General features: G+C 53.9%; 20 protein-coding genes and 1 pseudogene. 2 read left to right on the top strand and 19 right to left on the bottom strand.

The genetic code is table 11. The annotated features are described in order from the left end of the window. Positions 1 to 492: 492 nt before the first annotated feature. From IDH45_RS34200 to IDH45_RS20435, 4 genes and pseudogenes are all read right to left on the bottom strand, one after another. Positions 493 to 672: pseudogene (locus IDH45_RS34200) on the bottom strand (transposase); the annotation flags it as partial. 242 nt (positions 673 to 914) lie between these two features. Next, entirely contained in the window at positions 915 to 2027 is a 1113-nt protein-coding gene (locus IDH45_RS20445; RefSeq protein ID WP_190929981.1) for a sialidase family protein, read from the bottom strand. Positions 2028 to 2100: 73 nt separating this feature from the next. Further along, positions 2101 to 3282, bottom strand: coding sequence for a polysaccharide pyruvyl transferase family protein (locus IDH45_RS20440; RefSeq protein WP_190929980.1), 1182 nt, complete (start codon positions 3280 to 3282; stop codon positions 2101 to 2103). A gap of 24 nt (positions 3283 to 3306) precedes the next feature. Next, positions 3307 to 4659, bottom strand: a complete 1353-nt coding sequence (locus IDH45_RS20435; RefSeq protein ID WP_190929979.1) for an ABC transporter substrate-binding protein — start codon at positions 4657 to 4659, stop codon at positions 3307 to 3309. A gap of 237 nt (positions 4660 to 4896) precedes the next feature. Here IDH45_RS20435 and IDH45_RS20430 point away from each other — a divergent pair, with 237 nt between their 5' ends. Then, positions 4897 to 5721, top strand: coding sequence for an AraC family transcriptional regulator (locus IDH45_RS20430; RefSeq protein ID WP_190929978.1), 825 nt, complete (start codon positions 4897 to 4899; stop codon positions 5719 to 5721). 334 nt (positions 5722 to 6055) lie between these two features. Here the strand turns inward: IDH45_RS20430 and IDH45_RS20425 are convergent, their stop codons facing one another. After that, complete coding sequence (locus IDH45_RS20425) at positions 6056 to 6922, bottom strand: nucleotidyltransferase-like protein (RefSeq protein WP_190929977.1); 867 nt, start codon at positions 6920 to 6922, stop codon at positions 6056 to 6058. A 142-nt stretch (positions 6923 to 7064) separates the two neighbouring features. Here IDH45_RS20425 and IDH45_RS20420 point away from each other — a divergent pair, with 142 nt between their 5' ends. Beyond that, on the top strand, positions 7065 to 7427 hold the full coding sequence (locus IDH45_RS20420; RefSeq protein WP_190929976.1) for a YgzB family protein: 363 nt from the start codon (positions 7065 to 7067) through the stop codon (positions 7425 to 7427). A gap of 218 nt (positions 7428 to 7645) precedes the next feature. On the opposite strand, the gene IDH45_RS20415 is transcribed toward IDH45_RS20420, so the two are convergent. From IDH45_RS20415 to IDH45_RS20350, 14 genes are all read right to left on the bottom strand, one after another. Continuing rightward, positions 7646 to 9385 carry a glycosyl hydrolase family 18 protein gene (locus IDH45_RS20415; RefSeq protein WP_190929975.1) on the bottom strand — a complete coding sequence of 580 codons (1740 nt, stop codon included), beginning with the start codon at positions 9383 to 9385 and terminating at the stop codon, positions 7646 to 7648. A gap of 128 nt (positions 9386 to 9513) precedes the next feature. Next, complete coding sequence (gene perR / locus IDH45_RS20410; protein ID WP_190929974.1) at positions 9514 to 9948, bottom strand: peroxide-responsive transcriptional repressor PerR; 435 nt, start codon at positions 9946 to 9948, stop codon at positions 9514 to 9516. 120 nt (positions 9949 to 10068) lie between these two features. After that, positions 10069 to 11298 (bottom strand): DUF4097 family beta strand repeat-containing protein, encoded by a 1230-nt coding sequence (locus tag IDH45_RS20405; RefSeq protein ID WP_190929973.1) that lies wholly within the window; start codon positions 11296 to 11298, stop codon positions 10069 to 10071. Positions 11299 to 11334: 36 nt separating this feature from the next. Then, the gene (locus IDH45_RS20400; protein WP_190929972.1) at positions 11335 to 11964 is read right to left on the bottom strand and encodes a hypothetical protein; all 630 of its coding nucleotides are present in this window, start codon (positions 11962 to 11964) and stop codon (positions 11335 to 11337) included. A gap of 92 nt (positions 11965 to 12056) precedes the next feature. Then, positions 12057 to 12755 (bottom strand): MgtC/SapB family protein, encoded by a 699-nt coding sequence (locus IDH45_RS20395; protein ID WP_190929971.1) that lies wholly within the window; start codon positions 12753 to 12755, stop codon positions 12057 to 12059. Positions 12756 to 12937: 182 nt separating this feature from the next. Next, positions 12938 to 14656 carry an alpha/beta hydrolase family protein gene (locus tag IDH45_RS20390; RefSeq protein ID WP_190929970.1) on the bottom strand — a complete coding sequence of 573 codons (1719 nt, stop codon included), beginning with the start codon at positions 14654 to 14656 and terminating at the stop codon, positions 12938 to 12940. Between the two features lie 143 nt (positions 14657 to 14799). Further along, positions 14800 to 16242 carry an Asp-tRNA(Asn)/Glu-tRNA(Gln) amidotransferase subunit GatB gene (gene gatB / locus IDH45_RS20385; RefSeq protein ID WP_190929969.1) on the bottom strand — a complete coding sequence of 481 codons (1443 nt, stop codon included), beginning with the start codon at positions 16240 to 16242 and terminating at the stop codon, positions 14800 to 14802. A 21-nt stretch (positions 16243 to 16263) separates the two neighbouring features. Beyond that, complete coding sequence (gene gatA / locus IDH45_RS20380; RefSeq protein WP_190929968.1) at positions 16264 to 17721, bottom strand: Asp-tRNA(Asn)/Glu-tRNA(Gln) amidotransferase subunit GatA; 1458 nt, start codon at positions 17719 to 17721, stop codon at positions 16264 to 16266. Between the two features lie 45 nt (positions 17722 to 17766). After that, complete coding sequence (gene gatC / locus IDH45_RS20375) at positions 17767 to 18054, bottom strand: Asp-tRNA(Asn)/Glu-tRNA(Gln) amidotransferase subunit GatC (protein ID WP_190929967.1); 288 nt, start codon at positions 18052 to 18054, stop codon at positions 17767 to 17769. A 248-nt stretch (positions 18055 to 18302) separates the two neighbouring features. Next, positions 18303 to 19265: an aldolase catalytic domain-containing protein gene (locus IDH45_RS20370; protein ID WP_190929966.1), complete on the bottom strand. Its 963-nt coding sequence runs from the start codon at positions 19263 to 19265 to the stop codon at positions 18303 to 18305. 168 nt (positions 19266 to 19433) lie between these two features. Beyond that, positions 19434 to 19811, bottom strand: a complete 378-nt coding sequence (locus tag IDH45_RS20365; RefSeq protein ID WP_190929965.1) for an ATPase — start codon at positions 19809 to 19811, stop codon at positions 19434 to 19436. 314 nt (positions 19812 to 20125) lie between these two features. Then, positions 20126 to 20905 carry an ABC transporter permease gene (locus IDH45_RS20360; RefSeq protein ID WP_190929964.1) on the bottom strand — a complete coding sequence of 260 codons (780 nt, stop codon included), beginning with the start codon at positions 20903 to 20905 and terminating at the stop codon, positions 20126 to 20128. Continuing rightward, positions 20902 to 21867 carry an ABC transporter ATP-binding protein gene (locus IDH45_RS20355; protein WP_190929963.1) on the bottom strand — a complete coding sequence of 322 codons (966 nt, stop codon included), beginning with the start codon at positions 21865 to 21867 and terminating at the stop codon, positions 20902 to 20904. The genes IDH45_RS20360 and IDH45_RS20355 overlap by 4 nt, the downstream gene beginning before the upstream one ends. Next, the gene (locus IDH45_RS20350; protein ID WP_223836817.1) at positions 21864 to 22070 is read right to left on the bottom strand and encodes a PLDc N-terminal domain-containing protein; all 207 of its coding nucleotides are present in this window, start codon (positions 22068 to 22070) and stop codon (positions 21864 to 21866) included. The genes IDH45_RS20355 and IDH45_RS20350 overlap by 4 nt, the downstream gene beginning before the upstream one ends. Between the last annotated feature and the right edge of the window lies 1 nt (position 22071).

Here is a 22071-nt window from a genome sequence, read left to right as displayed (position 1 = left end):
CAATAAGGTCGAGTCGCTTCTCCGATTTCACTCCGAGAAGCATCTCTTTATTTTAGAGCTGATTGCTCAAACGTACTGACTTGTGTCGATTGCTCGACTTGTTTTGATCTCTTGCGAGATCGTCACTTGCACGCTCGTTGTTCAGTTTTCAAGGAACAAAATGTTCTTTTGTTTCGTTGTCGTCCGTTTTGCGGCGACCTCTTTAATATATCACAGTCGCCTATATCTTTGCAAGCTTTTTTTTGAATCTTTTTTTTGAATGCTTGCTGTCGTTTTTGGCGACAAGGAATAGATTATCATGCTCGTCCCCTTAAGTCAACACCTATTTTTATTTTCTTTGAAACGACCAGCTATCCCCCTTGTATCTCACACAATCTCTCCAAGTCATTCCAAGTCATAACTGCCGGCGCCCTATAAGGACATGGTACAAGCACGTGCTTCAAAGACGCATTGAACGTCTGCCAACCGCAGGACTTTCACGATTCGGCGGGATACCAGCATGTGAATGTAATCGGAGCACGCCTCCGCTTCCAGAATCTCATCTCTACTCCTTTTCGTGCACACAGTTAGCGGGTGATTGATTTTTCCGATTTCACACTTCATTTTTTCATAAACCACTTGTCTTCGGTACTTCGGCGCAAATACTGATTTGTTCGGTTGGCAGACCGGCATTTATGTTATTATGACGTTCGAAAGATGAACTAATCATAGCTATACGTTTTTCTGAACCCCCAGTCGAACCGAGGGTTTTCTTATACAAAAAAAGAAAGCTCCGAATCGAAGCTTTTTTAATGGCTTAAAAAGTATACCAGCCTTAATGAACCTCATAATTATTGCTCTAAACACCATTCGTAGATACGAGATCTTCGTCTAGTCGACAGCCAGCCTCGACTTCTCGAAATCAGTTCGGTCGTTTAACCTTCCCTGCAATGCGTACCGGCGATGTATCGCTCACCCTTGTACCGGTCGAAATAGTAGTAAACGATCAAAATATCGCCGTTATCCAATTGCGCCGCTCCTGTGTAGCCGATATCGAAGCCGCAGCCGTCCTCCCGCAGCATCACTTCCTCCACCTCTCCAATATTCTCGCATTCCGCGTCCAACAAGCGCGCCCGAATGCCGTACGGAGGATGACGGTATCCGTAGGAAAGCAGCACACGGCCGCTTTGCAAAGCAATGACATCAAACGGGTTCGGAGTATAAATCGGATGCTCCCGCAGGTTCGCCCAGGTGCGTCCGTTATCGATCGACTCGCAAGTGAATAAAGGGTTCGCCCTTTCATTGGGCACATTCTTCTTGACCGACCGCAGAAAGGCGACCAGCTTCCCAGAGGCGGTACGGTACAGGTTCGGCTCGTAGAATATTGTATCCTCCGCATCGGGCAAGCGAGAAACCATCTCCCATGTCCGCCCCCGATCGGTCGTGACATTCAGTTGCACCCGCCCCGGCGTTCGCGGACGCGTGCACATCAACGATAGCAGCGAACCGTCTTCCATCTCCACGACATGGCCTCGCATCACTTTGTCGACGAGACCTCCTCCGTACAATGAATCGCGGGAAGCCGGCACCGGAATCGGCTCATCCCAGCGCCTGCCTCCGTCTGCGGATCGCAGTGTAAATCCGGGGGCGGCCCGAATCACCCATTTGTCAGCTAGTAGACAATCCATCGTGTGCGGCTGTAGCACGGGCACATCCGACTTCAACAGCACCTGATGGGTAAAGAACGTCGCGAATATCGTGCCATCCCGCAATTGCGTCAAGCAAGGGTCCGAGATACCCAGGCTGTAATCGTCGTATATGACCGTCGCCTTGTTGTCCCACGTCCGGCCATTATCGCGAGAACGGATTAAAACCGCCTTCGCGGCCGGATCAACGTGCTGGCCGTTAGGAAACCGCTCCAGCCTGTCCGGCGCTTGGCGGAAGGCGATTAACAGTTCGCCGTGATTCGTTTTGATCATACTCGGAAACGTGTTGTAATGCCCGTCTTTGTAAAGCACGACATCTTCGATTTTAATCAGTGATCCCATTCGGTCTCGCTCCTTTCCGATTGTTGTACTGATTCTCCCGCAATCTGTAGCGGGATTGGCGAACCCCGCTTCATTACGGCAACGAACGCAGAAACGGCGCCATCGCCTGTTCATACGTTTCGTCGATAAACTCGGCCACGCCTTGGTATCTGCGAAATCGGCTGGATGCTTCCTCGGCCAAATACTGCCTCATCTGCATGACAACGGAATGGTCGCACGGGGCGATGGAGTATTCGTCAACTGTTACGCAATAACCCGAAGTCCCGCCTTCCAAGCTTCGAATAGGCGAATCGTTCTGACAGCGGCGGAAGCCGTCGAAGCCGCCGACCCCGAACGTGTAGTTGAAGCCGACGCCGCGCGCATCCTCCGCGATAAGCACCGAAGGCCGTCTCCAACGCAAAAAGCTGACATGGGCATGGCATTCGTAACCGACGTGCAGATCACACGCCTTGTAAAATTCGATCTTCCGTACATCACCGGCCACCTCGCGCACCTCAAAGCCGTATTCACTAGCATATCGGCGGATGCGTGTGTTTTTCTCCGCAACCGCTTCCGTCATGGAGGCATCGTTGCTGGGCCGTTTATTTGCAAACAAATTGATCCGCGAATCGGCCAAATGCATCGAGCAGACACGTTCCGCCTGCGGATAAAGCTCGGCCAGCATCGCCATGACGCTTTTTGCCTGCGTGACATAAAACGGGCTGAGCGGCGGCGAAAAGACGAGCCGTTCGATCTTGCCAGGACGATGCATCGGCTTCCCGAAATACGCGGGGTCGTACCAAGACGGATCGCCGGTCATGACCGTATTATGGATGCCGTGCCTGGCCAGCACCCGCATCGTATGGTATTCGCGACACGGCAAAACAGAGACGTTGCTCGCGATGGCATGAAGAAACTCCCTCGTGGCGGACGAATACGAGACATGCTCTCGGCTCATCGCATCGCCTGGATAAACGTTCCAGTTTGCGGGCATCGGAATAATCGGGACGCGGATATCGGCCAAGTTGTTCACAAGCCGGAACGTGCCGGGATACATCGGCGTATCCCGGATCGGAAACGTCATCAATATGCCGTCGGTGCGGTTAATCTCATCCAAATAATCGTCCAGCGAATCTTCACGGAAATAAGTGGTGAAAGCCACGCCCCCCCTCTCGCGCTCAATAAGCGCTTTCTCCGACTCTCGGATGAGCAAGTCGCCCACATTCGCGGAGGCGCGATTTTCCGGATAGGTGGAAATAAGTGTATAGTGCTTCACAGTAAGGCTCCTCCCAAGGTACCTTTATTTTGTCTGGGTTTTGGCTGTTTCGATCAGCTTCGCTGCCGATTCGGCGGCATCGCGGAGCGCCGTGTTGACGTCGGTCACCGCCCCCGTGACAAGCCCGTTCATTTGTTTCACAAATTCGTCTCGGGCTATTTTATCGTAAGTCGTAATCGGATACTGTTCTGCATACGCTTCGGGGAACAACGCTTCCAGGTTGATCTTCCTTTCCTGCATCCACGGGACATCCCGGCCGTAAATGGTTTTCATCTCAGGATCGTTTAATACGCCCATCGTGCCGAGCGCCGAATGCTTCAATTGATATTCCCTGGAAGTCAAATAGGAGGTCAACTTGAACGCTTCGTCCTTATTTTTGCTGATGCTCGTTACGGCAAAAAAATTGCCGCCGGATCTTCCGCTTCCTGCAGGATTACCGGGGAATACCGGGAATTTCGCCAAATCCCAGTTGACCGTCCATAAATCATTCAACACGTTGAGCGTGAAGTCCATAGCAACCGTACCGCCGGTCGTGAACGCCGTATGCTGGCTGCCGAAGCTGACCGTTTTGCTGTCGACCTCGTTGCCGGGAATTTGATAAAATCGGGAAAACAGCTCCGCAAGCCGCTTCCAGCGGTCGTCTGTCGTAAACAACGGCTTCGAGGTTTGCGGATCGACGAAGCCCACGCCGAATTGGTTGAGCCGGGACACGTATTCGAAGCTGATCGCCGCCCCGCGGTACCGGATGCCGTTGTCGGTGCGAGACAACCGCTTGGCCAACTCGTATACTTCGTCCCAGGTCATGCCGTCTTTCGGGTAAGGCACGCCGAACTTGTCGAACAAATCGCGGTTATACAAAAATTTCAAAACATCGGCGCCTACTGGCAGCCCGTAGATGGGACCGCCAGTTATGCTTTTGTGGGCAGCGACTACGTTGGCGTTAAGATGACTCAAATCGTACCGATTTTTTTTGATCAGTTCTCCATGGTCATAAGCGAGATCGTAGCGAATCAAAGATTCGGGAATCTGTTCCACACTACCGTACATGACGTCGATCGGCATCTTCGTTGCGATCGCATCCGCCAGCGGCAGCCCTTCCGTTCCGCCTCCGGTACTGCCTTGCATAAATTTCAATTCCATATGCGGATACTTCTTCACGATGTCGTTGCCATACGACTGCATGAATCTTTCTTCGCCGTAGCTTCCACCGTAATAATACACAACCAGTTCTACGGGCTCCGGCGGCTTGTTCGCATCGGTACCCGCATTACTGTTACCGTTATTACCGCCGTTGTCGCTTGTTCTGCCTGTACATCCCGCCAGTAATGCACCTGTCAAAACAGCGGCGCCGGCGACTTTTAATGTCTTGATCAACATGGCGCACCCCTCCTTTTTTAATATTTGTACCTTTGGAGCCTGACGAAGACCCCTTATGCTTAATTGTAGAGGCCATCTGCAGGTTCGAACATGAAGGAATCACCCGAAAGATGACCGATTCTGCTAAGTTCGTTTGTCTATGGACAACTCGCCAAGCCGGCTGTATCCTAGTGGTACGCAAATCCGGCGATTTCAGCCGAAATTTCCAGTTGTCCCGGAAAGGGGATTGATGCGAGCATGTCCGATCCACTGCCGACACAGGTCATATACGCACATTATCCGAAATATTTGAAGCCGTATAATGGAAGCACATTTTTTCATCATAATTACATGATTCGTCTGCAGGCGGAAGGGCAGTGCCACGCGTTGATCGGAGGAGAGCCGCTATCGTTCCGCCCGGGCGACCTGCTGTTGTTGCGGCCCGGACAAAGTTCGGAATTTTCGTTCGAGCCTGATCCGGATACAGGGAAAGTATGCAGCGGCAGCTACACGATTCTTTGCCGGGGAGCGTGGCTGGAGTCCTGGTGGAACGCCAGCAACCGCCCTTACAAGACGAGTATCCTTCCAAGCGACAGCATGCTGGCGATATTCAAGGAGCTCGTGCTGGAGCGCCGTACCATAAGGGACAACTGGAAAGCGGCTTCGGACCTCCTTCTGCGCACGCTGTGCATACATATCGACCGTTCGTTGCAGACGATCTGGAGCGAGCCGCAAAGCCGGTCATATGTCGTTCAGCGAATGAAGCAATTCATCGAGGACGAGGAGCGTTTGTCGGCTCCCGACTTCAAAGTAAAAGATGTCGCCCGGCATGTCGGCTTGAGCGAATCACGGGCCTCTCATTTGTTCAAGGAAGCGTTTGGTTTTGGGATTATGTCATATTTTTTAGAAACCCGTCTGCGCATCGCCCGCGATCGCATTCATTACATGGATTCCTCATTGGATCATATCGCGGAAATTTCCGGTTTCGGCAGCTATTCTTACTTTCATCGTTCGTTCCGCAAAAAATACGGCATCAGCCCGAAGGAATACCGCAGCTCGTTCGCCGGAAGGTTTAGTCCATAGAGAGGGTAATATAACAATAACAAGAAGTAATGGGGACGAACCGACAATAGTTTGATTATTGATGTATGCGACGTTTCACGGAAACGCGATAACACCAACTTGCTGCGCCATATAGATTGGCAGGTCGCGGCCCCGGCGAGCTTGGCGGGCGTCATTTCGTAGCGGCGATTCACACGACGCCGGGCGGGGAGCAAGCAGTCGCATTTTACGCAAATCGGGACTTGTATGGCGATACGGCCGCGAACGCCGCAGGCCCGCAGACAAAACAAAACCCGGTTCAAACCGGCCGTAGAAGGCCGATTTGAACCGGGTATCGCAACGTTGCATCGATGTGTTATACCGTGTACTTTAATCGGAGAAGCAGCGATTGCCGGCCATCCTCCGTTTCAACTACTTCTTTAATCAGCGACTTTCTCACCAGTTTGTTGAGCAGCAAAGAAAGATCCAGCTCCAAATCTGTAAGCTCCTGAATTTGCATAAGCTCTTGCAGACTCCAGGCTTCTTCACGGCTGCGAAGCACGTCGAGCAACACCGAACAACAAAGCTCCATCTTGGACATGACCGAGAAATCGCAGGCAAGAACGACCAGTTGGATACGCTTTTGCAGTGATTCGTGATTGCAGGTCAATTCCTCATACAGCTTATACACGCCTGGATTAATCTTCCGTACTTGCGCCCATACGAGAACTTCCGGATGATACCCTTCCTCGATAATGGCAATACGCGCCCAGTGGCGGAGTGCGTCCAGAATATTGCTGTAAGCGTCGAGCATATGGCCGTCCTGCAAATATTGCTTGCTTTGCACGAAGCTTTTCAAAAACCTGTCGAACTCGACGATCAGCTCCTTGCGGCGCAGCTCCTCCGGATACTCCGACAATCTGCTGCGCATCCCTTCCAAGTACATATTACGGTCCATGACAATCTCTCCTTGCAAAATCCAATGGATCATATTGTAGTTTCCGCCGTGCCAAATCAGCCGTTCCAACATTCCGGGATTGTGACAACGTTCTTGTATACGGATACCGTCTTTTATATAATGAGTAGTGATGCCTGTCTGTTCGGATTCAGTAATGACTAGCAGAAGGACTTCCGGATGTTCGCCTGCCGCATGTAACGGCGGGGAGTCCGAAACAACAGAAACGCTTATCGTGTCAGGATTGGTTCCAAAACGGTCTTGTACATAATTCCGGATCGTTTCCATTTGTCCCTCCGGCTCGCAATGCAAGTGAATTGGCTCTAAACCAATAGTTCTACACGATTGTCCAGTTTCCTGCCTGAGGCGGGTGGATCGGAGAACATATTTTAAGCGCACCAATTATCAAAATAAGAGAAGAGGAACGGCGATGCGTTTCAGATCAAGCAAAATAAACGAGTTTCGTTTGTGGGGTCTCCTGCTTACGATGGGCGGCATGGGGCTTATGATCGTCGGATTGGCGGGAGTTGTTTTCAATTGGGGACAAGTCGGCAAAGTAATAGCGGGAATTTTCATGGTCATAGGCATGCTCGGTATGCTGGGCAGCGTGGGCGTTTACTTCTGGGCGGGTATGCTGTCTACGAGCGCCGTATCCCTGGAGTGTCCCGAATGCGGCAAAGCGACGAAAATGTTAGGCAAAACGGATCGCTGCATGTTCTGCAAAACCGTTTTAACGTTCGACCCCAAGTATGCTCCGCCTTCGGAAGCAGCCAGCGAGCCGGCCGGTAAATAATCGCACCAAAGGTAAAAGGGGTTGTCACAAAAGCGCTCACCTGACATGGAGCGCCCTCATTTTCAAAACCAAAGGACCTCAGCTTCCACGATAACGTGGAGACTGAGGTCCTTTTTCTCGGGTATACCGTTCTAAGCCAGGCTGCCCCCCATCGATAATGGCTTGGAAAGCCGCCCCTTTTAATCTTGCTTTATCCATATAATAAGTGCAATTGCAGGCTATGGACGCTTCTCCAGCGTATCTTTAATGACATTCCAGATGCCTGGCGATTCATACCCTCTCCGCCAAGAACCTACGCCGCCCAGGTCGTATTTCTTAACAAGCTCTATGCGCGCCTTCATGGAAATTTCGTCTTCGATCCAGATCCGGTTCAGCTTGCCATCTTCCGTATACTCCACATAGTTTTGTCCGGTTTCCGCGGAGAAGGTAGGCTTGAGCCCTTTTTCCTGCATGATCTTGTTGACGGTATCCATAAATACGGCGCGGGACGAAACTTCCTTTTTGCCGTTTTTCGTCTGCTCTGTCCAGATCCGGGTATAATATGGGACGCCCAGCACCATCTTGGACGCCGGAACCTTGTCCTCCTTCATAATTTGGACAAGCGACCTCTCCACCCACGGAAGCGAAGCGACGGAGCCTGCTACCGGACTCGAAGCCCAATGCTCGTCGTACGCCATCAGCATCATATAGTCGACAGTCTCGCCCAAGGCGGCCCGGTCCAGGAACATCGACCAGTTCTCGCTTGTCGATTTCGCCGTTACGTCGATCGAGACGACCAGTCCCTGCTCGTGCATCAGCGGCGTCATTTCCCGGACGAATTGGGTCAGGTTGGCCTTGTCTTTTAAATACACGTCCTCAAAGTCGATGTTAATCCCTTGGATCTTATACATCTGAGCGAACGCCAGCAGCTGCTTGATCATTTTCATCCGCTTGTCGTAGGTGGACAGCGCTTGTGTCGTAATTTTCGGATCAAAGCCGTTGCTGAACAGCGCCCAAACCTGATAGTTATTCGACCGCGCCCAAGTGACATAGGACGCATCCGCCAAGTTTTTCAGATTGCCTTCCCCGTCCGTGAGGTGAAACCAGGTGGGGCTGACTACGTTGAGACCGGGCATCGGTCCGATTTTTGACGTATCGGGATTTTTCGTAACGACCTGTTCCCAGGTCATATTCACTTTGCCCCCCGTCGGCTTCCAAGGGATATACGCTTGAGCAGCCGGCTGTGCGGGTATCGTCTCCACCCGATCGAGCGAGATCTCTTTTTTGCGGGCATGTCCTACCGTTCCGTCCTTGCGCTGCACATAATACCACTGGTCCTTCTCGTACCAGATCATCACCTCTTCACCCTGCTGCACCTCGGCCACGATCGGCGATTTGACGTTCGGTTCCCTGCGCATCTCAACACTTTTGCCGGACGAAGCGCTCTCCGCCTTGCCCCACTGTACGTTGTCTCCCTGAAGATGCACCAAAACGATCCCCGTATCCGCCGATTCCCGGATGTCCAGCCCGTAATATTGTTTAACCGGGTCGATCGGCAGGTACACATCCTCCCCTTTTTTGACGATCGGAAACTTCAGCGTCTGGGGTTTATCGTTCACCGTAGCGGTTAACGCATTCGTTTTCAGCCGGACGACTTTGTCCTTAGTCGTAATGATGACCGACTCGCTGGCGGCTTCGTACAAGATCGAAGGGTCAGCTTTATCTTTAATAAACGACAACGGCAGCTTCAGCCCGTCCTGCTCGCCAAGCGCCTCCTGCTCCAGCATCTCTCCCCGGTAAAACACCGGCTTCTGCAATCCGCCGTAATCTGGCTGTACATGCTCGCTGCTTGGGTAATAAGTCTGAAACCAATAATAGCCTGCTAACCCGGCAATACCAGCCATAACGATAAACCCAATCAGCCGCCCCCATCGTTTCGAACGTTTCCGCTTTGCGGGCGGCGGGGTCAACGATTCCATAGTTCCACTCCTTTAATTCCCGAGATGTGTATGGTGCTGAGCGAGTTTCTCTGCAACAAAAAAGACGTGTCCGACAGACACGTCCATTATACTACAAATACCGACGAATCGAACCGCTTCCGGGTTCATTAATGTTTGACAGAGAGCGCGCACTCCGGACATATGCCGTGCACTTCCATCCGGTGCCCTTTTACTTGAAAACCCGTCTGCTTCGCGGCATTCCACTCCACTTCGTGCAGCGGCGGATATTCAAAATCGACGATTTTACCGCAGTCTTCGCAGATCGCGTGATAATGGTCGGACATATCGGAGTCGAAACGGCTCGAATCGTCGCCATACGTAAGCTCGCGTACGAGGCCAGCCTCGATAAACACTTTTAGGTTATTGTATACGGTCGCAACGCTCATGCTCGGAAAACGGTCTTCCAGCGAACGGTAGATGTCGTCGGCAGTCGGATGCTCCATCGTATCCAGCAAGTAAGCCAAAATCGCATGACGTTGAGGCGTCATCCGAACTCCGGTTGTCTTTAATTTGTCCAGTGCTTGCTCGAATCGGGACGTCATGTTCCTCACCACCATGGAAGTTGAAATGGAATTGCAGATGTATACAAAGTCATTGACTTTTCTAAAATTTATAGAAATGTGCGACTTTCTACTTATTGTACGTTCGTACAAGCTGTTTTGTCAATCGACGCGATTCACAACGATCGTACCGTTGCTCGTATCGAGCCGGATTTTATGCTGTCCGGACCCTACTTGGCCGCGAACGGTTTTGTCGGAAATCGTTAGCGGCAAATTCGACGACGCTTTGCCGCCTCGGCCGTCCACCTCGAAATTCCCCTGCTCCGGGACAAGCAGCTCGATTCGGCCGTTCGTCGTATTCAAATCCCAATCTCCGCCCAGCGTATGGCCGGTAACCGATATAGCGCCGTTCGTCGTCTTGATGCGCACATCCCGCTCCGGCTCGGCAACCGTGACCGCACCGTTTGTTGTCGTAACCTCGGCTTTTCCCCGAATGCGCTCCAGGGTCACGGCGGAATTGGACGTTCGCACTATAGCAGCCTCCGAAATATCCAAAGCGGTCACCGCCCCGTTCGTCGTGCCCAAGTCCGCCATCCCCAGGATTCCGCTTACATGGATCGAGCCGTTCGTCGTATCGGCGATTAGTTTCCCCCCGATGTCCGCCACTTGAATCGAACCGTTCGTCGTGCGGATGACAAGCTCACTTCGGATCGGCAGCTTCTCCGCTTGCACTTTCCCGTTGCGCAGTTGAAGCTCCATATCGACTTGCCTGTCTGCCGGAACGGTTACGACCAGATTCATCCGGGGCTTCCGGTAGCCCGAATACGACTCGCCTTCCGCCACGATGCGAACGCTTGGACCGTCGCTAACGACCAGCTTGGAGCCAGCCGCGATGAGGCGAGCCTCTTCTTCGTTCAGCTTGTCAACCCATATCGTCGTATCGATCCGGATCGCATCCGTATCCGCCGATTTCAGGATGACGCTGCCGTTCGGATTTTCAATGATAATCTTCTCCGTCCGTTCGCCTACAGGCACCTGAACCAGCTCTTTCTCGAACTTGTGCCCGAACTCCCCTGACATCACCGACCCGAATTTCCAAGAAAATCCTTGAAACCATTGGCTTGGCGGCCAGCCGTGCTGGGAATATAAAGCGATAGCAGCCGCAATGATCACGGAAAACAGCACGCCGCCGACATCGAGGCGGGGACCCCGTTCGGCCCGGCGATGTCGGAAGTTGACCCATAAGTATTCAAGCCCCAGCAGGATGAATACAAGCGGCCAGGCATCGAACGCATAGCCCAAATAATTCGTATCCCACACACGGTCGGCTAGCAGTCCCCCGCCGGCAGCGAGCAATATGAGCCCTGCGGTTACCTTTCCCACCCGGATCATAGATCGTCCCCCTTCTTTATGTATACGCCGGCTTGGCTATTTCGATCTCGCATTACGCAAAAACAGGACGATGCCGATGCCGATCAAAACGAGTCCTCCGATCAGCGTACCCATCTTGTCCATGACCGCGTTCATCCAGGCCGGCTTGGCGCTGACTACGAAGAACAGCGCACCCGCCCCCACCAAGAGCCAGCCGATATAGGGGCGCGAGCCTGGAGGCTGCGGTTGTCCGTCTAAAACTGCAGGCTCCCCCGGCTTAGCGGCGGCGGTAAACCGGTAAGCGTTCAATCTGTCCGTAGACTGAAGCGCATCGAATAAACTGTAGAAATAAATAATCGGCAAAAAAAGCGCCAGCAGCGTAATGAGCGGGATGCTCGACATATTAAGCGAAAAATGGACGATCGCGAAAATATCCATAATGATGAGCAGCATAATCAGCAGCCCTTTTTGCATAAGACCGAGATAAAAGTGGCCGGTGCCGGGAATGCAGCACGAGAGCAGGCCGGCGATCCATTTCCGTTTCGCGGGCGCCAGCATGTAAGGATCAACCGGCTGCCACGACGGATGATCTCCGGACCCGCTTTCCGGATAGCCCGGACCGCGCCCGGTATGGGACAGCCCGCCTTCCGCGGACGAATCGCCGTTGTCTTTGTGCGGATCGTTCATCGTAGTTGTGAATCCTCCTTCAGGTGGGCATCTAATCAAATGAATTAATCGTGTATACAAGGATATGTATGAACGCAGGTACCGGTCATTTCTTATTCCATCGAAACGTTCATAACGCCTGCGACTTTCTGCAGCTCGTCCGCAGCCAGCACCATCTGCTCCGGCTTGGACAGACGCAGAAACATCCGGATTTGAATCCGTTCCTCCCCGGTATCGGAAGGGGGCATGTGATGGATAGTCAGCTTGCGGATTTCGATCCCCTTTTCCTTTAGCACCGCAGAGATGACAGCCAGGCTGCCAGGCCGGTCGAGCAGCTCGATTTGAACCGCTTTTGTCTGCTTGCCGCCCATCCACTTTTTCTCAACCTTATTGAGAATCCACAGGCTGATCAGGACGAACACCGTAGTTACGACGGCGGCATAATAATACCCGGCTCCCGTCGCCAGTCCGATCGCAGCCACCACCCAGAGGGAAGCGGCTGTCGTAAGCCCGGATATCGAGCTGCCGTTAAAAATAATAGTGCCCGCTCCCAAAAAACCGATGCCGGTTATAACCTGAGCGGCCAGCCGCGCTGGGTCGACCCGCACGTTCGGCTCATCGGCAAACTGTCCGAAGCCATACAAGGACAGCAGCATAATAAGCGCAGAGCCCAGGCAGACGAGAATGTGTGTGCGAAATCCGGCCGGGTGATTGCTTTGCTCCCGCTCCAGACCGATTAATCCGCCGAGCACCAGAGCAAGCACTAGCCTTACTGTTATATACAGAGGTTCAAGTATCCACGGATTTTCCAAGCGGCCCCTCCGGTTTCTTATTTCATATCGATTAGTAAACGCTGGCAAGTTCTATTGTAACACGGAATGATAGAAAACATGAATGCGTAAAGGGGATCATGCCGAGGAGAAGCTGCAGGGCGGTACGTAGGGCGGAAATAGGAATAGAGGCACCCTGTGTCGGGTGCCTCGGATAAGAACGATTAGCGCAAAATCCATTTGGCGATATCGGTAATGATGTAGTCGGGCACGTTCGCCGGAATGGCATACTCGGCGCCTGTCGACTGGCCTTCAAATTCGACCATCGTATGGTTGACCTTCGGATACAGCTTGTATTCCACATCGGTGCGGGCGGAAAGCGTCTTTTTCCACGTATCCAGACTGTCCGGGAACACCTGGATGTCGTTGCCTCCCTGCAGCACGAGCATACGGCCGGTTTGATTTTTGGCCTGCTCGGCGGCATACGTGTTGCGGATATCGAACCACCATACCGGGCTGCCCATGGCGAACGCTTGCGGGATATTGGAGACAGAATATTGCGGGTCCTGCAGCAGGTTTACTTGCTGTTCGAGGAATATAAGCTGCTGCTCGGCCGTTTCGGTCGGCTGTCCCGCCTTTTTGAGCAGGTCCAACTGATACTTGGTTTGCTTCACCAGCAGGGTTTCCAGCGGCTCCGTCGGTGCGGCGAGCAAGATCGTCCCGGCTAGACCCGTATCTTTGGCCGCGTCAATAATGCGCGGCATAACCATGCCTCCCTGGCTATGGCCGGCTACATAGATTTGCGACGGGTTTATGCCTTCCGTCTGCTTCAAAAGCTCGACGGCGCTGACGGCATCTTTGACCGTTTCTTCGTTAACGGTATAGGCTTGGCCCAGTTGTCCCAACTGCATCTTCATCACATGTTCGCGGGTAATCTTCTCGTACCGAAGAACGGCAACCCCTTGGGCGGCCAGTCCTACGGCCATATCCCGGAACGTCTTCACCGATCCGGCCGTTTCGTCCCGATCGTTCGGCCCGGAACCGTGCACGAGAACGACGGCGGGGAACGGGCCCTTGCCGACCGGCATCGTTAAGGTCCCCGGCAAAGCAAACGTACCTTCACCGACCACCACTTCTTTTTCAACATACTTGGAAGGATCGTCGTACGAAGGCTCCACATAACTCCCCTCGATAGAATAATAAGGAACGAAGAAATCGTCAATTTTTCCGGTTTGATCGAACCGTATTGTAATCTCAAAAGGAATTGCTTGGGTCGCATAAGCGATTGTCGCGTTGTGATGGACGGCATTCGAACTTTCTTCCACGGCAAGCAGCACTCCGAGAGGGCCATACGTGTTTGCTATGCTTCCTTTCATTTGCGGGAGCATCAGCTCCAGTGCTTGCGGGGGCAGCTTGTCGGTAAAGAAGCTCCGAGCCTTCTGGAGCTCGCCCGCCTGTAACGCGGACATAAACGCGCTAGCGAGCAGCGCATAATCGTCTTGGGCGATTACGATTGTATGGGTTTCCTCATTCCATCCTGCGCGAACCCCCAGCGCATCGGCGAGAACGCCGAGCGGCAAGACGGTTTTCTCGTTTACGATCTCTACAGGTTTGTCCAGCGTAACCGCCTTCCCGTTCACGGTAATCGCAGCTTCCCCGATCTTCACCTTGATCTCGGTCTGCCCGCGCTTGACGGTAACGGAACGATCTTCGTCGTGCCACAGTACGGCTGCGCCTGCCGATTCGCTATAGTCACGGAGAGGAACCAGCTTGTCCGCTTCCACGGAAGCTGCAGGTTTGGCCGGCTGAATTTGGGAGGCCGGCTGCCCCGCAGCCGGTGACGGCAGCGGCTCCGATGCGCCGGCAACCGCCGCCGGAATCGCGAGAGCGAGCGCCAATGAAGCTGCAGCTACGCGGCGAATCGTATTTAAAGGTTTTTTCATAGTCGATTCCTCCTTGGTTTTCTTTTACTAATACGGATAACTAGCAAAAAAGTTCATTGCAAAAATATATTTTTCCGGAAGCAAGGGAAAAAGCGGAAGAAATCAATCTCCTCCGCTCCTCTCGCAGCTTATTAGATCCGCTACTATTCCCGTTTCAGCCGTTCCACGATCAACTGATTGACGAGGCCGGGGTTCGCTTTGCCCTTGGACTCCTTCATCACTTGTCCGACCAGGAAACCGACGGCCTTTTCTTTGCCGGCCTTGTAATCGGCAACCGACTGCGGGTTCGCTTCTACGACCTTGTCGACGATCGCCTGGATCGCGCCTTCGTCGCTGATCTGGACGAGCCCTTGCTCTTCGACGATCTGGCCCGGATTTTTACCGGATACGAGCATTTCCTTAAAGACGGTTTTGGCGATTTTGCCGCTGATCGTCCCTTTCTCGATCAGACCGATCATTTCGCCGAGCCCTTGCCCGGTTATTGGAACCGCATCGATCTCGAGATTGTTCGTATTCAAATAACCGAGCAAATCGCCCATGATCCAGTTCGAGACCGCCTTCGAGTCGGACGTATGGCTGAGGCTTTCCTCAAACAGATCAGCCAGCTTCTTCGAGGACGTAATGACTTCCGCGTCGTAGGCAGGTAGACCAAGCTGCTCCGTATACCTCGCCTTGCGGGCGTCCGGAAGCTCGGGAATCGTCGCACGCACGCGGCCCTTCCATTCGTCGTCGATATACAGCCTCACGAGATCGGGGTCGGGGAAGTAGCGGTAATCGTGGGCTTCTTCCTTGCCGCGCATCGTCAGTGTCTTGCCTTGGGCTTCGTCCCAGCGGCGGGTTTCCTGAACGACTTCGCCTCCGGAGGACAAAATCTCGGCCTGACGAATCTCCTCGTATTCCAGACCGCGCTGAACGCCCCGGAACGAGTTCATGTTTTTGAGCTCCGCCCGCGTGCCGAATTTCTCCTGTCCAAACGGACGGAGACTGATGTTCGCATCGCAGCGCAGCGAGCCCTCTTCCATCTTGACGTCGGATACGTCGCAGTACTGGATGATCGCCTTCAGCTTCTCCAAATAAGCCCGGGCTTCTTCGGGAGAGCGGATATCCGGCTCGGATACGATCTCGAGCAGCGGAGTACCGACGCGGTTGAAGTCAACGAGCGACGCGTAGCCGCCGTCGACGTGGGTCAGCTTGCCGGCATCCTCTTCCAGGTGAAGACGCGTAATGCCGATCCGCTTGGTCACGCCATTCACTTCGATGTCGATCCAGCCGTTCTGACCGATCGGCTGGTCGTATTGAGAGATCTGGTATGCTTTTGGCGAATCGGGATAAAAGTAGTTTTTCCGGTCGAACTTGCTGTGTGTGGCTACTTCGCAATTAATCGCCATCGCGGCTTTCATCGCATATTCAATCGCCTGCCGGTTCACAACCGGCAGCACTCCCGGATGGCCCAGGCATACCGGGCACGTATGGGTATTCGGCGGCGCTCCGAATTCGGTGGAGCAGCCGCAAAAGATTTTCGTGTTCGTGTGCAGCTCGACGTGAACCTCGAGGCCGACTACGGTTTCGAATGGTTTGTCCGTCACGGGATGTTCGCTCCTCCTTCTCTATAGCGCCGGGCGCTGCTTATGGTGTTCGGTATGCTGTTCGAAGGCGTGGGCAACCCTTAGCACCGTCGCTTCGTCCAGCGCTTTGCCGATAATTTGCAGACCGACCGGCATTCCTTCCGCAAGCCCGCACGGTACGCTGATCGCCGGGACTCCCGCAAGGTTGACCGGTATGGTCAAAATATCGTTCAAATACATCGTCAGCGGATCGCCGACCTGCTCGCCGATTTTGAACGCCGTCGTAGGCGCCGTTGGTCCGATGATCACGTCGTAGTTCTGGAAGACGTTGTCGAAGTCCTGCTTGATCAAGGTGCGGACCTTCTGGGCTTTCAAATAATAAGCGTCGTAATAACCCGAGCTGAGCGCATACGTTCCGAGCATAATGCGCCGCTTCACTTCCGGGCCGAACCCTTGACTGCGCGATTTGACGTACAGGTCAAGCAGGTTGTCCGGATCGGAGGCGCGGACGCCGTAACGGACGCCGTCGAAACGGGCCAGATTGGAGGAAGCCTCCGAGGAAGCGATCAGGTAGTAGGTCGCTACCGCATATTCGGTATGAGGCATGGACACTTCTTCCCACACCGCTCCGAGCCCTTCCAGCACTTTAAGCGCGGACAGCACCGAATCTTTCACGGCCGGGTCGACGCCTTGTCCCATATATTCTTTGGGAACCGCGATGCGCAGCCCCTTCACGTCGCCGCTAAGCGCCCCGATATAGTCGGGTATGCTGACATTCGCGGAAGTGGAGTCCTGCGGATCGTGTCCGGCAATCGCCTGGAGCACGTAAGCCGCATCTTCGACGTTTTTGGTGAGCGGTCCGATCTGGTCGAGCGAAGACGCGAAAGCAACGAGCCCGAACCGCGATACAAGCCCGTAGGTCGGCTTCAATCCGACAACGCCGCAGTACGACGCAGGCTGGCGGATCGAGCCTCCCGTATCGGAGCCAAGCGAGAAATATACTTCCCCGGCGGCCACCGATGCGGCCGAACCGCCGCTGGACCCTCCCGGAACGTATTCGGGGTTCCATGGATTCGTCGTCACGTGGTACGCCGAATTTTCGTTGGAACCGCCCATGGCGAATTCGTCCATGTTCAGCTTGCCGATCGTCACGGATTGCGCCTGTTTCAGCTTCTTGATGACGGTAGCGTCGTAGATCGGATCGTAATTTTCGAGAAACCGGCTGGCGCACGTTGTCGTAATTCCTTCGGTAACGATGTTGTCCTTAATGCCCGCAGGCAGGCCGAACAACAAACCGCGATCGCCGCCAAAAGCGAGCTGATCGTCAAGCTCTCTCGCGGTACGGCGTGCTCCCTCCTCATCCACACGAAGAAAAGCCCGCACCTTGGAATCGACATCGCCGATCTTGGCAAGCGACTGATCGACCAGATCGGTCACGGACAGCTCCTTGCCGGCTAGCCGGCTATTTATTTCCTGCAGCTTCAGGTCAAACAAAGACAAAATAAAACCTCCCTCGATCGCACTGTAACGCCTGATGGCGAATCCTTATTCCAGAACGGCCGGCACTTTGAACTGACCGTCTTCTTCGTCCGGAGCGTTCTTCAGGACGCTCTCGATCGGCCAGGACGGACGCACGTTATCTTCCCGCATAACGTTCACAAGCGGCATGGGATGACTCGTCGGCTCCACATGGTCCGTGTCCAGCTCGTTCAGCTTCTCGGCGTATTTCAAGATCGCGTTCAACTGGTCCGTAAACCGCTCCGTGTCGGCTTCGCTTAGTTGAAGCCTGGCCAGCTTCGCGACATGGTCGACATTTTTGGCCGTGATGCTCATCGCTTGCACCTCCCGAATTGCTGTGTATATGAACCTGCATTCATTCTTCCTATTATAGCTTACCGGGTATTGGAACTCAATAAAAAGGCCGCTGCAACAAGGTGCCGGGCAGGTTCGGGCAGATCGTTCCGGCTCCCGGCAATCCGTAAAAGACGGAAGGCGCGCCCTGAGCTAACGCAAAAAACTCCCGCGGGATTGAAATCCCCGCAGGAGTATACGTTTAAGCCTCTCGGCATCCGAAGGAGCGATTACTCGCCTTTGGATGCCATGGAAATTTCCGGAGAAGTGAGCTTGTCGTAGAACTCGGCGTACTTGTCCTTGTCCTCGCTCGCCCGCAGCGCCATAGCGATCCGCGGATGCTCGTTTAATATTCCGGTCATCATGTAAGGGACAATGTAGCCCCACTCGACCTTTTCGCGAAGCGGAATCATCCGGCGTTCAATCACTTCGAGAACCGGACGCAGCTCGTACTTCGGATTTTTCAGGTAGCTGACCAGCAGCTCGGTGTTGCAGTTGCCTGCCGCGCGGCCCATGCCGAATACGGAAGCGTCCAAAAATTGCAAGCCGCGCTCGGCTGCCATGATCGTATTCGAGAACGCGAGCTGCATATTGTTGTGCGCATGAATGCCAAGCTGCTTATCCGGCAGATGGCGCTGGAATTTGGTAACCAGATATTCGATATCCCGATGGTTCAGGCTGCCGTAAGAATCGACGATATAGACGACGTCAACCGGGCTTTTGGCGATCGCATGGAACGCCTCGATCAGGTCGTGCTCCATAACGTGAGACAGCGCCATAATATTAATCGACGTCTCGTAGCCGTAGGAATGGAACTTGTTTACGAGATCCAACGCTTTGTCCACGTCCTTGATGTAGCACGCTACGCGGATCATGTCGAGCAGGCTTTCGTTGCGCGGCAAAATGTCGTTCTCGTCCACGCGGCCGATATCGACGAGCGCGGAAAGTTTCGTATCGCCCTTTTGAGGAATGACTTCGCGCAAAAACGCTTCGTCCAAAAATCGCCATGGACCGGAATCGGCCCCTTTCAGCAGCTTGGCGGAGTTTTTATAGCCGATTTCCATATATTCGACGCCGGCCGCGTTCAACGAATAATACAGGTCGCGAACGAATTCGACGCTGAAGTCCCAATTATTAACGAGTCCGCCGTCGCGGATCGTGCAGTCCAGTATTTTGGCATGATTGTCGTTCATCTTGTCCTGTTCCTCCCGAAAACCGTTTAATGCTTATCATAGCTTATCGGCAAAGAACGTGTCAATATTTGCGGAAACATGCGTTATCTCCCGGAACATGCAGAAAAGACGCCTTTAGATCGAACTAAGGCGTCCTGACATTCATAACAATCGGATAGGCGGCAAAGACTAGATCCATGCCTTCAAATTAATTTGACGGATAAAGTCCTGCTGGGACTGAACCTCTTTATTGTCGGCAGCCGTGTCTTCGGCGGCGTCTCCGTTCATGATCCGACGGAACAGCAACTCGTTCTTCGTGGCTAGCGCATAATCGATCAGCGCCTCCCGTTCGATCCGGTCCGCCTCCTGCTGCAGCAGCGTCTCCTCCAGCTCGATATCCGCGGCAGGCACGAACACGTGCTTGTTCATCTTAGGGATCCGCACGACATAATCGAACGCGTTATCCGCATTCCGATCGTATGCGATTATATATCCGTAATCTCCGATTGAAAGATTTTGCTCAAAACTATCGGCTACGATACATACTTTTTGTCCTAAACGCAGCATGATGGTCGATTCCTCCCCCGCGCTTTGCCCGACCAGGCAAAACTATTCTACGAAAACGTTCGCAGCCCCTCGACTTTTCAAAGTTTCGTATGTGTTATATATGGTATCAAATTCGAACCGTAAAGGGAAGTCACGTTTGACCGGAAGGTTCCTGATTCAGGTCAAGGGCTTGCACATATTCATAGATTTGGGAGACGAACAGTTCCGGCTCTTCGTCGGATGATGGCTGATGGCGAGATCAAGGCCGCTGCGTGAACGCTTCTTAGCTCTATTATAATCCGCCGTTCAATCGCCTAGACCACAATCGTCGGAACCTACGGAAGCAGCTCCTTGCGGCGGAACAGCCGGACTGCGGCAAATAGCAAAGCCGCTATAGCTGCAAGGGTAACGGCGAGTGCAAGCGGAAGCTGCGTGCCTGGACCGCCGTCCGCCAAAACAAGGGTTGCCCGTCCGGACAGCGAGCCGGGACTCCAATTCATCGCGCGGTTAAACAGACCCGTAAGGACGGAGAGCAGTAAAACCGAGCCGATTGTCAGGAAAGCGACGCCGCTGTTTCCGTTCATCCAAGCGCTCAGCATGACCGCCACGGTTACGACGAACACGAGCCACAAACCGAACAGCAGCAAGCTGCCCGCAAAAAGGGAGGGCGCTACAGAGCCGATCAAAATGCGCGTGTAATACCAGCTTGCCGCAAATCCGGCTAAAAACGAAACTGCCGTCAACGTAACGGCACCCGCCCATTTCGCGGTGATGTAGGAAACGAACGAAACCGGCTTAACGAGGACGAGTCCGGCCGCGCCGCTCTGTCTTTCGCTAGAAACGATGCCCATTATGGATAAGACCAGGACAAGCACGCCGATCATCCCGAACTGCGACAACGTCTGGGCCAGCACCTCCGCCCCGGTCGGCATCGGAATCTCGATAACCGCCCCCTCCGGCAGACTGCCTGCAGCCTGCAGCAGGTCGGGCAAGTAATACGTTGTCACCGGCTGGGAGATGCCGAGCAGCACGAAGACGAGCGGCACCCAGATCCATTTGCGGCTGCGCCACATCTCGGTCATTTCTTTGTTAAACAATACGAGCCACTGATTCATTCTCTCACCGCCTTCATAAACAGCTCCTCCAGCGTCGTTCTGCCCGCTTCGAACCGGGTGACCGGCACTTGGCTCACCAGCAGGTCTTCCCACAGCACAGCCCTCGCTTCCGGGAGCCCGGAAACCGTAATCTTCGCTTCATAACGGCCGGCTTCGACGTCCCGCACGCATTCCAGCCGGCTCCACCGTTCCACATGGTCATCTACCGGAAGTTCGGACTGCACCCGGATGACCGGATCGCTGTATTCGCGCCGCACCTCGTCCAAGGTGCCGGATACGACGATCCGCCCTTTGTTCATAATCATAATATCGCTGCACACTTCCTCCGCATCGTGCAGCACGTGGGTGGAAAACAAAACGGTCGTCTCTTTCTGTATCGACCGGATCATATCGAGCACTTCCCTTCTTCCGATCGGATCGAGCGCCGATACAGGCTCGTCCAGCAGCAGCAGCCTGGGCCGGTGGATAAGCGCCTGCGCGATGCCCAGACGCTGCTTCATGCCGCCGGAGTATCCGCCGATCCGTTTCTTCGCGGCGTCCTTCAGACCGACCGTCTCCAACATCCGATCCGCCCGGCCGGCTGCCTCCTGCTTGCTCATCCGGGCCAATCTGCCGGAGAAAATCAAATATTCCCGGCCGCTCATCCAGTTGTAAAACGACGGATATTGCGGAAGGAACCCGATGATGCTGCGGATGTCCGACGTGCTGCCGGACACGGGCCGCAGCGTGGCCGGCGTTTCGTTTGCCGGTGTGTCGGACGCAGCCGGGCCCGCGCCGAAACGGATCGTACCCGAACTCGGCTGGAGCAGGCCTGCCATCATCTTTAACGCCGTCGTCTTCCCGGCTCCGTTCGGTCCGAGCAAGGCGACGCAGTGTCCTTCCTTTATAGTGAAGCTGATCTCGTTCACAGCTATTGCGGAGCCAAACTTTTTAACGAGTCCTTGCACCTCAAGCAAGTTCATGATGCTTTCTCCTTTCCGACAACAAAATAAACGATCGGCCCAATGACCTGAATCAGGACGATGACGGGAATCCACAGTCCTTTCGGTCCGCGCGTACGTTCGGCGCGAATGCAATCGATCAAGGCGACCGCCATCAAGATAAGCTGGATGACGATAATCGGCATCACCAGCAACCAGTTTACGCTAGACAACACGGAATCCATT

Source organism: Paenibacillus oceani (assembly GCF_014705615.1).
Lineage (GTDB): Bacteria > Bacillota > Bacilli > Paenibacillales > NBRC-103111 > Paenibacillus_AB > Paenibacillus_AB oceani.
Note: the sequence above shows the minus strand (reverse complement) of the source record. Positions and strands in the feature narration are given on the sequence as shown.